The organism is Dactylosporangium darangshiense (genome assembly GCF_039537565.1).
Classification (GTDB): domain Bacteria; phylum Actinomycetota; class Actinomycetes; order Mycobacteriales; family Micromonosporaceae; genus Dactylosporangium; species Dactylosporangium darangshiense.
Genome location: NZ_BAABAT010000002.1, coordinates 413,448 through 428,372 on the forward strand (window position 1 = coordinate 413,448; position 14,925 = coordinate 428,372).

A 14,925-nucleotide genomic window follows, 5' to 3' on the forward strand; every position below is an offset into this window, starting at 1 on the left:
ATGGACCACCACGACGACAGCGGCTACGACTTCGACGGCGACGGCACGACCGACCAGTACGTCGCCTACACGGACGGCGACGGCGTCACCGCGGTCGGCGTCGACCTCGACCACGACGGCTACGTCGACACCGCCGCCTACGACCTCGACGGCGACGGCTACCTCGACACGGTCGCCGTCGACGTCGACGGGGACCACGACGTCGACTACATCGCGCAGACCGATGCCGAGCCGCAGGCGGCGGCCGAGCCGGAGCCGGAGCCGGTCGGCGACACGGCGGCGGAGCCGGTCGGGTTCGGGTACGACGACCTCATGATGAGCAACGAGGCCCCGACGATCCAGACCGCCGACGCCACGATCGCCGCCAACATGAAGATGTGATGGCCCTGCTCGTGGTGCTCGCCGCCGTGGCGCTCGCCGTCGCGAGGTGACCCGGGCGCGCCTGACCGCCCGGGTATAGCCTGGGGGACAAGGCTCCCGCCGCACCTGCGGGCGGGAAGGCGACCGGATGTCCTACGTTCGGCTACTGCGCACCCAAGGCGCGGCCGGATTCTTCATCACCACCGTGCTCGGCCGGCTCGGCATCGCCATGTACGGGCTGAGCATCATCCTCACCGCGGCCACCACCTACGGCGACTACGTGCGCGCCGGCCTCGTCGGCGGCGCGTTCGCGGGCGCCGAGGCGGTCGGCGGCCCGATCTTCGGGCGGTTCGCCGACCGCCACGGGCAGCGGCGCACCCTGGCGCCGGCGGCCGCGCTGCACCTCGTGGCGGTGTCGGGACTGGCGTTCGCGCTGCTCGCCGGGGCGCCCGTTGCCCTGGCCGTGGCGACCGCGGCGGTCGGCGGGGCGAGCGTGCCACAGCTCGGCGCCCTCGCCGCGGCGCGCTGGAGTCACCTGCTGCGCGGCGACCCGCGGCTGGAGACGGCGTTGTCGCTGGAGGCGGTGGCCAACGACGTCGCCTTCATCGCGGGACCCCTCGCCGTCGCGGCGGTGGTCTCGCTGCTGGGGCCGGCACACGCCGCGGCGATCGCCTGCCTTCTGGTCGTCGTCGCCGCGCTGGTGCTGGCCGTGCAGGACCTGGACGTCGGGGCGCGGGCGCCCGGCCCCCGGGTGGGGCGGGAGCTGATCGGGCCGGGCCTGGCCAACCTGCTGCTCGGGCTGCTGTTCGGCACTGCCCAGCTCGCCGTCACCGCGCTCGCCCGGGAGCGCGGCGCGGAGGGGCTGGCCGGGCTGTACTACCTCACGATGAGCCTCGGGAGCCTGGCCGCCAGCGCCGTGTACGGCCTGATCCGCTGGCGGGGACCGGTCTGGTACCGAGTCGTGGGTGCGGTCTTCCTCGTGAGTGCCGGAGCGGTCGCAGTCCTGACGGTCGGCGGGTTCGCGGCGCTGTTCGTCCTCGGGCTCGGCGTCGGGCCGCTCATCGTCGTCACCGGGACGCTCGTCGAGCGGCGGGCCGGGCCGGGGCGGCTCACGCAGGCGTTCGCGCTGATGTCGGCGCTCAGCGCGGCCGGCATCGCGCTGGCCGGGCCTGTCGGCGGCGCGGCCGTGCAGGCCTGGCTGGCGTGACCGTTCGCGGGCCGGAGGTCAGCGCTTGATGACGAAGTCCGACGGGGCGCTCGTCTTCGTGCCGACGCGGGCCACGACCTGGTAGGTGCCGGGCGCGGCGGGGGCCGCGGCGGGGTCGCAGGCGTGTGGGGTGGCGCGGTAGCTGCTCCAGGTGTAGCTGTACCGCACCGCGTCGCCCGTTGCGAAGGCGCGCACGTCGCTCTTGTTGCCGCCGTTGCAGTCATCGGAGGAGAAGACCAGGGCGCCGTCGTGCAGGATGCGGATCTCCTGGGCGGCCGAGCCCAGGTCGCGCGAGCACCAGTCGGTGGCCTTCGATGCTATGGCGATGTTGAACGTGAAGGTGCCGCCGAACACGCCCGGCGACGGGTTTGTGGCGACCGTCACGGTGATCTGGTCGTCGGTGCAGGGGGCCACGTTCGCCGGGGCGGGGCTGCGCGGGGGTGTCGCCGCGGCGCTCGGGTCGGGGGTTGCGGGGACGAACGAGGGGGAGGCGAGGTCGCTCGGTGCCGGCGCGGCCGATGTCGGCGGGGCGGGGGTGCTGCCGGAGCCGGAGGCGGGTGCGCTGGTCACGGCGGCCGGCTTCGATTCGCCGCCGCCGCCGAACGCGTACCAGCCCAGTACCACCAGCACCAGCACCGCCGCCGCGACGAGCGCGCGGCGGCGCCAGTAGACGGAGGGTGCGTGTGGTCCGACGGTCAGGCGCATCGCCGGTCGTTGCATTCGGGCAGTGTGCCAGAACCGTTGCGGCGCCACGGCCCCGGCACCATGTGACGCGCCGTGATCAGCGCCGAAAAAAACCGCCGTTACGCTACGTGATCAAGAAACGCCGCCGGGTCGTCCAGCCACGGGAAGTGACCGGCGGCGGGCTGCACCGACAGCTCGGCGTCGGGGAACAGCGCGGCGTACTCGGCGGCGCGGTGCGGCGGCAGCTGGATGTCGCGCTCGCCGCCGAGCAGGCGCACCGGCGCGCCGACGGCGGCCAGACCGGCGCGCACCGCGACGGGGTCGAACGCGCCCTCGCCGTAGTACGCGGCGGCGGCCTCGGCGTTGGTGCGGGCCGCGGCCGCGGCGGCGGCGGCCTGTGCGGCCTCGTCCCACCGGCCGTAGACGAACGGGGTGATCGCCGCCCACTCGGCCTTGCCGCCCTGGCCGGACCAGATCCGTTGGAGGGCGGCGAACGCGGCAGGGAACCACGGCTCGCCGCGGCGGGTCTCGGCGACCGCGCGGCGGTCCTCGACGGTGACGTCGATGCCGACCGCGCGGGGGCTCGGGGTGACCAGCGTCAGGCGGGCGACGCGCTCGGGGTGGCGCGCCGCGTAGAGCACAGCGATGGTGGCGCCGGCCGAGTGCGCGAGGAGGTCCAGGCGGTCGACGCCGAGGTGCTCGCGCAGCGCCTCGACGTCGTCGACCTGCCGGTCGCAGCGGTACGTCGCCGGGTCGGCCGGCACCGCCGAGTCGCCGGTGCCGCGCAGGTCCAGGGCGAGCAGCGGGCGGTGCGCGGCCAGGCCGCCGAGGTCGCCGAGGTAGGCGGAGGCCTGCATGGGGCCGCCCGGCAGGCAGACCGTCGGGGGCCCGTCGCCGCCGATGCGGTGGTAGGCCAGCCGGGTGCCGTCCGGCGCATCGAACATCGCTCGATCCTAGGCGCGCACCTCAGTCGCTGTTGAACCACACCCAGTGGTCCGGCCGGTAGGGCACGCCCGCCTCGGTGTACCAGAGGGCGACCTGGTCGCGGCAGGCCTCGATCGGCCGGCCGTCGCCGAGCGCGCCGCGGGTGACGAACTCGCGCAGGCACGCGGCCAGGCGGTCGGGGAGCGCGCCGTCCGGCGCAACGCCCAGGCGGGACTCCAGCAGGGCGGTCAACGGTGCCAGGGAGTCGTAGGGCGTGACGGCGCTGTAGCCGTACTCGCGGCCGGAGTCGCCGGAGCGGGGCATGTAGTCGTAGAACTCGGAGAACGAGATCTTGTCGTCGATGGAGGAGACGAGCAGCGAGAGCGTGAAGATGCAGTCGGTGTTCTCGCGGTGGACCTTCAGCAGCACGTAGCGGCGCTCCTCGCGGCGGTGCGACTCGACGCCGGCCGCCACGAACATCTCGTGGACGCGCTCGGCGCCGACGTCTTCGGCGGCGAAGGCCTCGAAGGCGGCGATGAAGCGCCCCAGCCGGTCGCCCGCCGGGCCGTCCACAGTGGACAACGTGGCCAGGTGTGACGCGATCCGGTCCAGGCCGTCGTACGGGGTCGTGACCTGGAAGCGGCCGTCGTCGCCGGCGTACTGGGAGAACGTGATGGACGGGGAGCGGCCGTCCGGTGAGACGGCAAGGGTGGCGCGCCGGCCCAGGTGCGCCCACGGGATCGTGCTCTGCCGCCGCACGATGAGCCCGGCCGCGGCCAGCAGGTCGGCGACCCGCTCGCGGGCGCCCATCGGCGGCAGGTCCAGCTTGCCGGCGTCGGCGAGCGCCGCGACGGCCTGCACCAGCGGCTCCGGGTCGGCGTCGAGGGCCGCCTCGGCCCGGAACGAGGTGAACCGGCCGAGCCAGCCGGTTCCCTCGCCCGAGTACTTCTCGATGAACGTCAGGCGCGGCGGCGCCTCGTCCCGGATCTCCACCGACAACGTCCGCCGCTGGCCGGTGGGGACCGTCGCGGACCGCAGTTCCCGCTCGTGCGAAAGCGTCACCGCACAGGAGTACCGCAACTCGTGACCGTGCGCACGTTTCCCAGGTCACGCTCAGGGCACCCGATCAGCAGAGACCGCAGGAGGTTTGCCATGAGTACGGTCACCGAGTCCGTCGACGTGCACGTCCCGGTGCACACCGCCTACGACCAGTGGACGCAGTTCGAGTCGTTCCCGCAGTTCATGGGCGGGGTCGAGTCGATTCGGCAGATCGACGACCGGCACACGCACTGGGTGACGAAGGTCGGCGGCGTGCGGCGCGAGTTCGACGCCGAGATCACCGAGCAGCACCCGGACGAGCGGATCGCGTGGAAGAGCACCGCCGGCGACACCCAGCACGCGGGCGTGGTCACGTTTCACCGCCTCAGCGACGCGGACACCCGCGTCACCGTGCAGCTGGAGTGGCAGCCGCAGGGGCTGACTGAGAAGGCCGGCAGCGCGATCGGCGCCGACAGCCTGCAGGTCAAGGCGGACACGAAGCGCTTCAAGGAGTTCATCGAGTATCGCGGCCAGGCGACCGGCGCCTGGCGCGGTGATGTGCCGCGCCACGGCGCCTGACCCCGTACCGCACCGAATGGCCCCGGCTTCGCGCCGGGGCCATTTTTCGTTTGCAATAGCTTGCGATCATGGACTCAGAAATTGCGCGACAAGGCGACCGGAATTGACGCGGGAACCGTACGGGCGTCGACCGGCGTGTGCTGGGCGGCCAGGCAAAACGCGTTGTAAGCGGCCAGTCGTGAGTGCAATCGCTGACCGAAAATCCGTCGAGTTTTTGCATCAAACTCTGGACTTCTGACGCGGGCGGTCGTACTGTCTGCGCACGCCCCTATCGCTTGCGGATTACGCGCGAGCAATCAACGCGAAACACGAGCTTCCTGAAACCGGTACACCCGAAGGGATTGATCGATGTCGATAAAAGCGCTCCGCCTGGCGCTGTCGCTCGGCATGAGCACCGCGCTCGCCGCCGGGCTCGCCGCGTGCGGCGACAGCAAGGACGACGCGGCGAGCGGCGACGGCCGGGCCACCATCACCGTGGACTGCCCGCCGCAGAAAACCGACAACAACGGCAAGTCGCTGGAGCTGTGGAACGCCGACGTCGCCGCGTTCGAGAAGGCGCACCCCGGCGTCACGATCAAGACCGTGTCCGTCGGCAGCCAGTGCGACAACCCGCCGGACTTCACCGCCCGCCTGCAGGGCGGCACCCAGGCCGACATCTTCTACGGGTACATGACCGACCTCGACCAGGTCCTCGACGCCGGCGGCGCGGAGGACATCACCAAGTACGTCAACACCGACACGATCCCCAACTGGGACAAGGTGCTGCCGGCGATCAAGGACCCGTTCGTGGAGAACGGCAAGATCTACGGCATCGGCTACGCCGGCTACGGCCTCGGCCTGGTCGTGAACAAGAACCTGTTCCAGCAGGCCGGGCTGGACCCGAGCAAGCCGCCGGCCACCTGGCAGGAGGTCGCCGCGGCGGCCAAGAAGATCAGCGCGCTGGGCAACGGCGTCGCCGGCTACCAGGAGTACAGCGCGGGCAACACCGGCGGCTGGCACTTCTCGGCGGCCCTGTACTCCCGCGGCGGCTCGGTGGTCAGCGACGACGGCAAGAAGGCCGCGTTCAACAACGACATGGGCAAGGCCGTGCTGCAGAACCTGCACGACATGCGCTTCACCGACAACAGCGTCGGCGACAAGCAGCTGCTGCAGTGGGCGGACCTGCTCACCAACGCCGGCGCCGGCAAGGTCGGCATGTACATCGGCGCCCCCGACACCATCAAGGCCATCGTCACCCAGTTCAAGGGCAAGTACGAGGACTGGGCGATCGGCCCGATGCCCGGCGACAACGGCCCGGCCAAGGCCACTCTCGGCGGCGGCAGCGGCTACTTCTTCAAGAAGGGCCTGACCGCCGCGCAGATCAAGGCCGGCCTGCAGTGGCTCGCCTTCGAGGAGTTCACCCCCGGCCAGGGCCAGTTCAACTACGCCGCCCAGAAGGACATGGGCGTGCCCGTCGGCCTGCCCGAGCCGCTCATCTGGAAGCCCGGCACCGACGTGCAGCAGCAGGACGACCAGCTCAAGAAGGCCAGCAGCAACCTCAACCTGGCCGACTACGCGCCCTACGCCGGCAGCCCGGTCACCATCAAGGCCGAGCCGCCGCGCGCGCAGGCCGTCTACGCCGTGCTCGACGCCGCGATGTCCGCGGTGCTGACCCAGCCCGGCGCCGACATCCCGGCGCTGCTGGCCACGGCCGAGCAGAAGGTCAACACGATCCTGTCGCAGGAGTCCTGAGTGGACGGCGCGGTCCGGCTCGACGGTGCGGGGCTGCCGGCCCGCGCCATCCCTCGCCCGGCCGGTGCGGCGCTGCGGCGCCGGCTGGTGCACAACCTCACCGGGCACGGCTTCCTGATCGGGGCGGTGGTGTGCTTCGCCGTCTTCTCGTGGTACCCCATGGTCCGCGAGATCGTCATGAGCTTCCAGCGCACCCGGCGCGGCGTCACCACCTGGGTCGGCTGGCACAACTACGTGCGGCTGTGGCACGACCCGAGCTTCCTCGCCGCGTGGCGCAACACCCTGACGTTCACGCTGCTGGCCCTCGTGGTCGGCTACGCCCTGCCGTTCTTCATCGCCGTGCTGCTCAACGAGCTGCGCCACGCCCGCGGCTACCTGCGGGCGGTGGTGTACCTGCCGGTGATGCTGCCGCCGGCCTCGGCGCTGCTGCTGTTCCGCTTCGCCTACGACCCGAGCCAGGCCGGCATCTTCAACTACCTGCTGCACGCGGCGCACCTGCCCACGTCGCAGTGGGTGCAGTCGACGTCGATGACCCAGCCGTCGCTGGTCATCGCCTCGACGTGGATGAACGTCGGCAGCTCGATCCTGGTGTACCTCGCGGCGCTGCAGAACATCCCCGGCGAGCTCTACGAGGCCGCCGAGCTCGACGGGGCGGGGCTGCTGCGCCGGCTGTGGCACGTCACCGTGCCGCAGACCCGGCTGATCCTGTCGCTGATGTTCCTGCTGCAGGTCGTCGCCACCATGCAGGTGTTCATCGAGCCGCTCATCCTCGCCGGCGGCGCCGGCGTCAATGACTCGGCGACGTCGGTGGTCTACCTGATGTACCAGCACGCGTTCAAGCAGAACGACCTCAACGGCGCCGCCGCGCTCGGCGTCATGCTGATGGTCGTCCTCGCCGGCTTCTCCGTCGCCTACGCGCGGCTGAGCCCGAAGCAGGACTAGGGGCCACGCACATGGACACCGCCGCCCGCACGCTCGTCTCGCCGGCCCGGCTGCGCCGACCGGGCGCCCGCCGCGTCTACTGGGCCATCGTCGCCCTCGTCGTGCTGCTCTTCACCGTCGTGTTCACCGGGCCGCTGTACTGGATGGTGACCGGCGCGCTGAAGTCCGGCCCCGAGGTCGCGCAGATCCCGCCCACGCTCTACCCGCAGCACCCGCAGCCGGGCAACTACGCGGAGGCATGGACGGCGCTGAGCCTCGGACGGCTGCTGCTCAACACGGTGTGGTACGCCTTCGGCGCGCTCGCCTTCCAGCTGGTGTTCGACGTCGCGGCCGCGTACGCGTTCTCGAAGCTGCGTCCGGCGTTCGGCAACGCGCTGCTCGGCCTCATGCTCGCCACCCTCATGATCCCCTCGACTGTGCTGGTCATCCCCCAGTACGTCACCGTCATCGACCTGCCGCTGGTGCACTGGAACATGCTCGACTCGCCGTGGGCGATCTGGCTGCCCGCGGTCACCAACGCCTTCAACATCTTCCTGCTCAAGCGCTTCTTCGACTCCATACCGCAGGACCTCATGTCGGCGGCGGCGATCGACGGCGCCGGGCCGCTGCGGACGCTGTGGTCCGTGGTGCTGCCGATCTCCCGCCCGATCCTGGGCGTGGTCTCGATCTTCTCGCTGACGGCCATCTGGAAGGACTTCCTGTGGCCGCTGCTGGTCGAGCCGTCGGCCGACAACCGCACCGTCAACGTCGGCATCTACGCCTTCTCGCAGGGCCTCACCCAGAACGTGGTCATCGCCGGCGCCGTCATCGCCGCCGTGCCCACCGTCGTGTTCTTCCTCATCTTCCAGAAGAACATCATGTCCGGCCTGACCGCCGGCAGCCTCAAGGGTTGATTGGAGACTCCAGTGGCTCGTTCCGCGATGCCGCGCGCCCTTTTCACGGTCGCCGCCGTCGGCGCCGCCGTCCTCGTGCTGTCCGCGGCCGCCGAGGCCCGGCCGGTGCCGCCGGGCGCCGACGTGCCGTTCACCGAATATGAGGCCGAGGCGGCCGCCACCAACGGCGCGCGGATCGGCCCCGGCAACGCCTTCACCCGCATCGAGGCCGAGGCGTCCGGCCGCCGGGCGGTCGCGCTGCAGGCCGGCCAGTACGTCGAGTTCACCCTCACCGAGCGCGCCGACGCGGTCGACGTGCGCTACGCCGTTGCCGACGGCAGCCCCGACGCCGCGCTGCATGTGTCCGCCGCGGGCCGGAGCCTCGCCGACCTGACGCTGACCGCGCGCTACTCGCACGTCTACGGCAACTACCCGTACACCAACGACCCCGCCGACGGCGGCGAGCACCACTACTTCGACGACGTCCACGCGCTGCTGGGCCGCACCCTGCCCGCCGGCACCCGGGTCCGGCTCACCGCGACCGCGCCCGTCGTCGTCGACCTCGCCGACTTCGAGCAGGCCGGCCCCGCCCGCCGGATGCCCACCGGCTTCCTCAGCGCCGCCGACTTCGGTGCCGACCCGACCGGCGCCGCCGACTCCGGCCCGGCCATCCAGGCGGCCATCGACGCCGGCTCCGCGCAGGGCCGCGGCGTCTGGCTGCCGGCCGGCACCTACCGCGTGCACCGGCAGCTCGTCGTCGACAAGGTCACGGTGCGCGGCGCCGGGCCGTGGTACACCTTCCTGCGCGGCCCCGGCGTCGGCGTCTTCGGCAGGTTCGCCCCGACGCCCAGCAGCGACGTGCACCTCGCCGACTTCGCCATCGCCGGCGACACCACCGTCCGCGACGACTCGACCTCCGACAGCGGCCTCGGCGGCTCGCTCGGCGGCGGTTCCACCGTCGACAACGTCTGGATCGAGCACACCAAGGTCGGCATGTGGTTCGACGGGCCCGTCGACGGCCTGACCGTCAGCCACGCCCGCATCCAGGACACCATGGCCGACGGCATCAACCTGCACAACGGCGTCAGCCACGTCACCATTCGCGACACGTTCGTGCGCAACACCGGCGACGACGGCATGGCCATGTGGTCCGACGCCAACGCCGACCACGACAACGCCTTCGTACACGACACGGTCGCCGTGCCGCTGCTGGCCAACGGCTTCGCCGTCTACGGCGGGCACGACAACGCGGTCACCGACAGCGTCGCCAGGGACGCGGTGACCCAGGGCGGCGGGATCCACGTCGGCAACCGGTTCGGTGCGGTACCGCTGTCCGGCACCACCACCATCGCCCGCAACGTGCTGCTGCGCGACGGCAACCTCGTGCCGAACCAGCCCGAGGAGATCGGCGCCCTGTGGTTCTACGCCGCCGACGCCCCGATGACCGGCGCGATCGACGTGCACGACGTGTCCATCGTCGACAGCCCGTTCTCGGCGGTGCAGTTCTACGGCAAGGAGATCCGCAACGTGACCCTGGACCGGGTCGCGATCGTGCGGGCCGGCACGTTCGCCGTGCAGCTGCAGTCCCCGGGCGCGGCCCGCATGTCCCGCGTCGTCGCCACGGGGGTCGGCGTCGCGGGCACCTACGACTGCGCCGGCGGCTTCACGCTCACCCGCGGCCCCGGCGACCTCGGCTGGTCCTCGACCCGCTGCGGCTTCCCGCCGGCCGGCGCCCTGCGCCTCGGCGCCGACACGCTCGACTTCGGCCAGCAGGCGCTGCACGCCGGCGGCACCCTGAGCCTGACGATCGCCAACCCCGGCCCCGACCCGATCACCGTCCGCTCGGTGAAGGCCACCGACGGGTACACGGCCGGCGGCTCCTGCGCCACGATCCCCGTCGGCGGCTCGTGCACCGTCCCGGTGACGTTCGCGCCGCAGCGCGCCGGCGTCTACAACGGCAAGCTCACCATCGACAGCACGTCGCCGGCCGGCCCCTACGTCGTCGCCCTGCACGGCGTCGGCTTCGACCCCGACGGCAACCTGGCGCTGGGCCAGCAGATCACGTCGAGCTCCCAGGCGCTGTCCTGGCTCGGCCCGGCCAACCTCGTCGACGGCGACCCCGGCACGTACTTCGAGAGCGCCAACAACGCCTTCCCGCAGACCGTCACGCTCGACCTCGGCGCGCAGCGCTCGGTCGACCGGATCGTCCTGCGCCTTCCCGCCAACTGGGGCGGCCGCGTCCAGACCATCGCCGTCGCCGCCGGCGGCGCGGCCCTGGCACCGGCCGCCGACTACGAGTTCAACCCCGACACCGGCAACGCGGTCACCATCACGTTCCCGCCGACCACGGTGCGCAACCTCACGCTGACCTTCACCGGCAACACCGGCTGGCCGGCGGCTCAGCTGTGCGAGCTCGAGGTCTACGCGCACTGAAGACCGAACGGAAGGACACCCCATGCACCGCAGACGTCTGATCGCCGCGGCGGCCGTCACCGCCGCGGCGGCCCTGGGCACCGCCATCGCCCTCGTCGCACACCCCGCGGACGCCGCCACGTCCACGCTGCAGGCCGAGTCCGCCGTCCTGTCCGGCGGCGCGGTGGTCGCCACCGACCACAGCGGATACACAGGCTCGGGTTTCGTCGCGGGCTACACCGACGGCAACAAGGGCACCGCCGCGACGACGTTCACCGTGCCGGCCGCCAGCCAGCTGGTGCTGCGCTACGCCAACGGCACCGGCTCGACGATGACCCTGTCCCTGTATGTCAACGGCACGAAGCTCCGCCAGATCCAGCTGCCCGCCACCGCCAACTGGGACACCTGGTCGACGGAGACGGAGTCGGTGAACCTGACCGGCAGTGGTAACACCGTCGCTTATCGGTTCGACTCGACGGACTCGGGCAACGTCAACCTCGACAACCTGGCCGTCGGCTCGGCCCCGCCGTCCGACGGACTCGTCTATGAGGCCGAGACCGGGTTCCTCTCGGGCGGCCCGGCCGCGTCCGGCGGCATGGTCAGCGGCTTCAACGGCGTCGGGGCGCGAGTCATCGTCGCCGTCAACGCGCCGGCCGCCGGGAACTACGCCGTCGGGCTTCGGTACACGAACTCCACGGGGGCTGCTCGGACGCTCTCGCAGTACCTCAACGGCATCAAAAGCGCTCAGGTGAGCCTCGCCGCCGGATCCGGCACGCTCACCAACTCCCGCACCCTCGCGCTGCGCGCCGGGCTCAACCTCGTCGGCTGGCAGTTCGACACCGGCGACAGCGGCGGCGTGGCCATCGACGCCGTGACCGTCACCGGGGGCAGCGCCCTGGCCACCCGCGGCGCCACCGTGCCCTACACCGAGTTCCGCGCCGCGGACCAGACGACGAACGGCACCAAGCTCGCCGCCGGCCGCGCCTACCTGTCGATGGCGAGCGAGGCGACCGGCCGCTCGGCGGTGCAGCTCGCCGCGACCGGCCAGTACGTGCAGTTCACCCTGACGAAGCCGGCCAACGCGCTCACCATCCGCTACTCGATCCCCGACAGCGGCGACGGCGCCGGCCTGACCGCGCCGATCTCGCTCTACGCCAACGGCTCGCACGTGCAGGACATCTCCCTGACGTCGCGCTACTCGTGGGTCTACGGCGCGTACCCGTACACCAACGTCCCGAGCCAGGGCTCCGCGCACCACTTCTTCGACGAGACCCGCGCGATGATCGGCAGCTGGCCGGCCGGCACCGTGCTGAAGCTGCAGAAGGACGCCTCCGACACGGCGAGCTCCTACACCATCGACGTCGTCGACGCCGAGCAGGTCGACGCCGCCTACGCCGCGCCGGCGAACTTCGTCTCGGTGCAGTCGTACGGCGCCACCGCCGGCGACGGCTCCGACGACACCGCCGCGTTCAACAACGCGGTGTCGGCGGCCCGCTCGGCCGGCCGGGGCGTGTGGGTCCCATCCGGCACGTTCGACATCACCTCCCGCGTCAACCTCGCGGGCGTCGCGGTGCGTGGCGCCGGCCAGTGGTACACCACGATCAAGGGCCACAACGGCAAGGGCGGCTTCTTCGCCACCGGCGCCGGCGTGACCATCGCCGACCTGACCATCTCCGGCGACGTGACCTACCGCGACGACGCCGGCTTCGACACCGGCATCGAGGGCAACTTCGGCACCGGCTCGCTGCTCTTCGACGTGCGCATCGAGCACACCAAGGTCGGCATGTGGATCGACTCCGGCACCAACGGCCTCTACGCCGCCGGCATCCGCATCGCCAATACCTTCGCCGACGGCGTCAACCTGCACGCCAACGTGCAGAACACCCGCGTCGACCAGTCCACGGTGCGCAACACCGGCGACGACGCCCTCGCCATGTTCTCCGACGGCACCGCGGTCACCGGCTGCGCCTTCACGTTCGACACCGTGCAGACCCCGCTGCTGGCCAACGCCGTCGGCGTCTACGGCGGCAACGGCAACGCGGTCACCGACAACCTGCTGTCCGACACCGTCACCGGCTCGGCCGGCGTCGCGGTCAGCAGCCGCTTCGGCATCCCGTTCAGCGGCCCGACGACCGTCGCCCGCAACACCCTGACCCGCACCGGCGGCTACGAGCCGAACTGGCAGACGAACCTCGGCGCGCTGTGGATCTACGCCGACCAGTCCGACATCACCACCCCGGTGACGGTGTCGGACAACTCGATCGTGGACAGCACCTACCAGGCCGTGCTGCTCAGCTACGGCCACCGCATCGGCAACCTGCTGCTGGACCACGTCGCCGTCAGCGGCGCCGGCACCTGGGGCATCGACGTCAACAACGTGACCGGCGCGATGACGGCCAACTACGTCACCGTGACGGGCGCCGCCGCCGGCGGCCTGAACAACCCCGGCGGCTTCACCATCACCCGCGGGCCCGGCAACTCCGGCTGGTAACCCGCTTTTCGGACAGGGGAGAGAACTTTTCCATGCCTGCGACCGCCTGGTGGCGCACCGCCGCCATCTACCAGATCTACCTGCGCAGCTTCGCCGACGGCAACGGGGACGGCGTCGGCGACCTCGCCGGCCTCCGGCGGCGGCTGCCGTACCTGCGGGACCTGGGCGTGGACGCGCTCTGGCTGACGCCGTGGAACGTCTCCCCGATGGCCGACGGCGGCTACGACGTGGCCGACTACCGCGACATCGACCCGCTGTTCGGCACCCTGGCCGACGCCGAGGCGTTCCTCGCCGAGGCGCACGAGCAGGGCATCAGGATCATCGTCGACCTGGTGCCGAACCACTGCTCCGACCGGCACGCGTGGTTCCGGGAGGCGCTCGCCGCGCCGCCCGGATCCGCGGCCCGGCAACGGTTCTGGTTCCGCCCGGGCCGCGGCCCGGGCGGAACCGAGCCGCCGAACGACTGGCGCTCGTACTTCGGCGGCCCGGCCTGGACCCGGGTCGCCGACGGCGAGTGGTACCTGCACATGTTCGCGCCGCAGCAGCCCGACCTGAACTGGGAGCACCCCGGGGTCCGGGCCGAGTTCTGCGACGTGCTGCGGTTCTGGTTCGACCGCGGGGTCGACGGCTTCCGCATCGACGTCGCGCACGGCCTGATGAAGACACCCGGCCTGCCCGACGTCGGCGCCGACCCGGACCCGGCGGACCTGCCGTACCAGGACCACGAGGGCGTCCACGAGATCTACCGCGCCTGGCGGCGGATCGCCGACGCCTACGAGGACCCGCGGGTCTTCGTCGGCGAGGTCTGGCTGCCGACGACCGCGCAGTTCATCCGGTACCTGCGCCCGGACGAGCTGCACTCGGCGTTCAACTTCGAGTTCCTGTGCTGCGCGTGGGAGCCCAACGCACTACGCAAGACCATCGACGACACCCTGGACACGCACCGGCTCGTGTCCGCGCCGCCGACGTGGGTCCTGTCCAACCACGACACGATCCGCCACGTGACCCGCTACGGCCGCGAGGACACCACCTTCGACCTCGGCAACCGCCGCCACGGCACACCCACGGACCTCGAGCTGGGCCGCCGCCGGGCGCGGGCGGCGGCGCTGCTCACCTTGGCGCTGCCCGGCGGCGTGTACGTCTACCAGGGCGACGAGCTGGGCCTGGAGGAGGTCGAGGACATCCCCCTCGACCGCATCCAGGACCCGACCTGGGAACGCTCCGGCCGCACCGACCGGGGCCGCGACGGCTGCCGCGTGCCGCTACCATGGTCCGGCGAGGCCGCCCCGTTCGGCTTCTCGCCGGATGGCGCCACCGAACCGTGGCTGCCGCAGCCCGCGTCGTGGGCCGCGCTGACCGTGGCCGCCCAGGAGGCCGCACCGCTTTCCATGCTGCAGCTGTACCGCGAGGGCCTGCGCCTGCGCCGCGACGCACTCGCCGGCCTGCCGGAGGACCTCGCCTGGATCACCGCGGACGACGGCGTCCTCGCGTTCCGCCGCGGCGACGCCTTCGCCTGCGTGCTGAACCTCTCGTCCGCACCGGCCCGCCTTCCGGCACACGAGTCGGTCCTGCTCGCCAGCGCCCCGGTCGTCGGCGGCTTCCTGCCTCCGGATGCCTGCGCCTGGCTCGCTCTGTAGATCTCGTGCCCGGCCACGGTTTGTGCAAGAACCGTGGCCGGGCGCGCA

The 14,925-nt window shown here is 71.9% G+C and carries 12 protein-coding genes; 9 read left to right on the forward strand and 3 right to left on the reverse strand.

From position 1 onward, the window contains the following. Both ABD901_RS05500 and ABD901_RS05505 read left to right on the forward strand, forming a co-directional pair. The gene (locus ABD901_RS05500; protein ID WP_345121899.1) at nucleotides 1-381 is read left to right on the forward strand and encodes a hypothetical protein; all 381 of its coding nucleotides are present in this window, start codon (nucleotides 1-3) and stop codon (nucleotides 379-381) included. Between the two features lie 127 nt (nucleotides 382-508). Next, nucleotides 509-1,567: an MFS transporter gene (locus tag ABD901_RS05505; RefSeq protein WP_345121901.1), complete on the forward strand. Its 1,059-nt coding sequence runs from the start codon at nucleotides 509-511 to the stop codon at nucleotides 1,565-1,567. Nucleotides 1,568-1,585: 18 nt separating this feature from the next. Here ABD901_RS05505 and ABD901_RS05510 read toward each other — a convergent pair whose 3' ends face one another. From ABD901_RS05510 to ABD901_RS05520, 3 genes are all read right to left on the reverse strand, one after another. Further along, complete coding sequence (locus ABD901_RS05510; protein WP_345121903.1) at nucleotides 1,586-2,287, reverse strand: hypothetical protein; 702 nt, start codon at nucleotides 2,285-2,287, stop codon at nucleotides 1,586-1,588. Nucleotides 2,288-2,370: 83 nt separating this feature from the next. Continuing rightward, a complete protein-coding gene (locus ABD901_RS05515) occupies nucleotides 2,371-3,195 on the reverse strand; it encodes an alpha/beta fold hydrolase (protein ID WP_345121905.1) in 825 nt (274 codons plus the stop codon). A gap of 22 nt (nucleotides 3,196-3,217) precedes the next feature. Then, a complete protein-coding gene (locus ABD901_RS05520; protein WP_345121907.1) occupies nucleotides 3,218-4,237 on the reverse strand; it encodes a hypothetical protein in 1,020 nt (339 codons plus the stop codon). A gap of 90 nt (nucleotides 4,238-4,327) precedes the next feature. Here ABD901_RS05520 and ABD901_RS05525 point away from each other — a divergent pair, with 90 nt between their 5' ends. The 7 genes from ABD901_RS05525 (at nucleotide 4,328) to ABD901_RS05555 (ending at nucleotide 14,877) form a co-directional block, all read left to right on the forward strand. Next, complete coding sequence (locus tag ABD901_RS05525; protein ID WP_345121909.1) at nucleotides 4,328-4,792, forward strand: SRPBCC family protein; 465 nt, start codon at nucleotides 4,328-4,330, stop codon at nucleotides 4,790-4,792. Between the two features lie 348 nt (nucleotides 4,793-5,140). After that, on the forward strand, nucleotides 5,141-6,523 hold the full coding sequence (locus tag ABD901_RS05530) for an ABC transporter substrate-binding protein (protein WP_345121911.1): 1,383 nt from the start codon (nucleotides 5,141-5,143) through the stop codon (nucleotides 6,521-6,523). Beyond that, on the forward strand, nucleotides 6,524-7,465 hold the full coding sequence (locus tag ABD901_RS05535) for a carbohydrate ABC transporter permease (protein WP_345121913.1): 942 nt from the start codon (nucleotides 6,524-6,526) through the stop codon (nucleotides 7,463-7,465). Nucleotides 7,466-7,476: 11 nt separating this feature from the next. Further along, a complete protein-coding gene (locus tag ABD901_RS05540) occupies nucleotides 7,477-8,358 on the forward strand; it encodes a carbohydrate ABC transporter permease (RefSeq protein WP_345121915.1) in 882 nt (293 codons plus the stop codon). Between the two features lie 27 nt (nucleotides 8,359-8,385). Beyond that, entirely contained in the window at nucleotides 8,386-10,770 is a 2,385-nt protein-coding gene (locus ABD901_RS05545) for a glycosyl hydrolase family 28-related protein (RefSeq protein WP_345121917.1), read from the forward strand. A gap of 22 nt (nucleotides 10,771-10,792) precedes the next feature. Next, nucleotides 10,793-13,240 carry a glycosyl hydrolase family 28-related protein gene (locus ABD901_RS05550; RefSeq protein ID WP_345121919.1) on the forward strand — a complete coding sequence of 816 codons (2,448 nt, stop codon included), beginning with the start codon at nucleotides 10,793-10,795 and terminating at the stop codon, nucleotides 13,238-13,240. Nucleotides 13,241-13,272: 32 nt separating this feature from the next. Beyond that, on the forward strand, nucleotides 13,273-14,877 hold the full coding sequence (locus ABD901_RS05555) for a glycoside hydrolase family 13 protein (protein WP_345121921.1): 1,605 nt from the start codon (nucleotides 13,273-13,275) through the stop codon (nucleotides 14,875-14,877). Nucleotides 14,878-14,925 lie beyond the last annotated feature (48 nt).

What these genes read in the sequence shown, in the direction of transcription:
- ABD901_RS05555 (WP_345121921.1), top strand. Translation starts at nt 13,273, where the DNA reads ATGCCTGCGACCGCCTGGTGGCGCACCGCCGCCATCTACCAGATCTAC.
- ABD901_RS05500 (WP_345121899.1), top strand. Translation starts at nt 1, where the DNA reads ATGGACCACCACGACGACAGCGGCTACGACTTCGACGGCGACGGCACG.
- ABD901_RS05530 (WP_345121911.1), top strand. Translation starts at nt 5,141, where the DNA reads ATGTCGATAAAAGCGCTCCGCCTGGCGCTGTCGCTCGGCATGAGCACC.
- ABD901_RS05515 (WP_345121905.1), bottom strand. Translation starts at nt 3,195, where the DNA reads ATGTTCGATGCGCCGGACGGCACCCGGCTGGCCTACCACCGCATCGGC.
- ABD901_RS05550 (WP_345121919.1), top strand. Translation starts at nt 10,793, where the DNA reads ATGCACCGCAGACGTCTGATCGCCGCGGCGGCCGTCACCGCCGCGGCG.
- ABD901_RS05545 (WP_345121917.1), top strand. Translation starts at nt 8,386, where the DNA reads ATGCCGCGCGCCCTTTTCACGGTCGCCGCCGTCGGCGCCGCCGTCCTC.
- ABD901_RS05510 (WP_345121903.1), bottom strand. Translation starts at nt 2,287, where the DNA reads ATGCAACGACCGGCGATGCGCCTGACCGTCGGACCACACGCACCCTCC.
- ABD901_RS05540 (WP_345121915.1), top strand. Translation starts at nt 7,477, where the DNA reads ATGGACACCGCCGCCCGCACGCTCGTCTCGCCGGCCCGGCTGCGCCGA.
- ABD901_RS05505 (WP_345121901.1), top strand. Translation starts at nt 509, where the DNA reads ATGTCCTACGTTCGGCTACTGCGCACCCAAGGCGCGGCCGGATTCTTC.
- ABD901_RS05525 (WP_345121909.1), top strand. Translation starts at nt 4,328, where the DNA reads ATGAGTACGGTCACCGAGTCCGTCGACGTGCACGTCCCGGTGCACACC.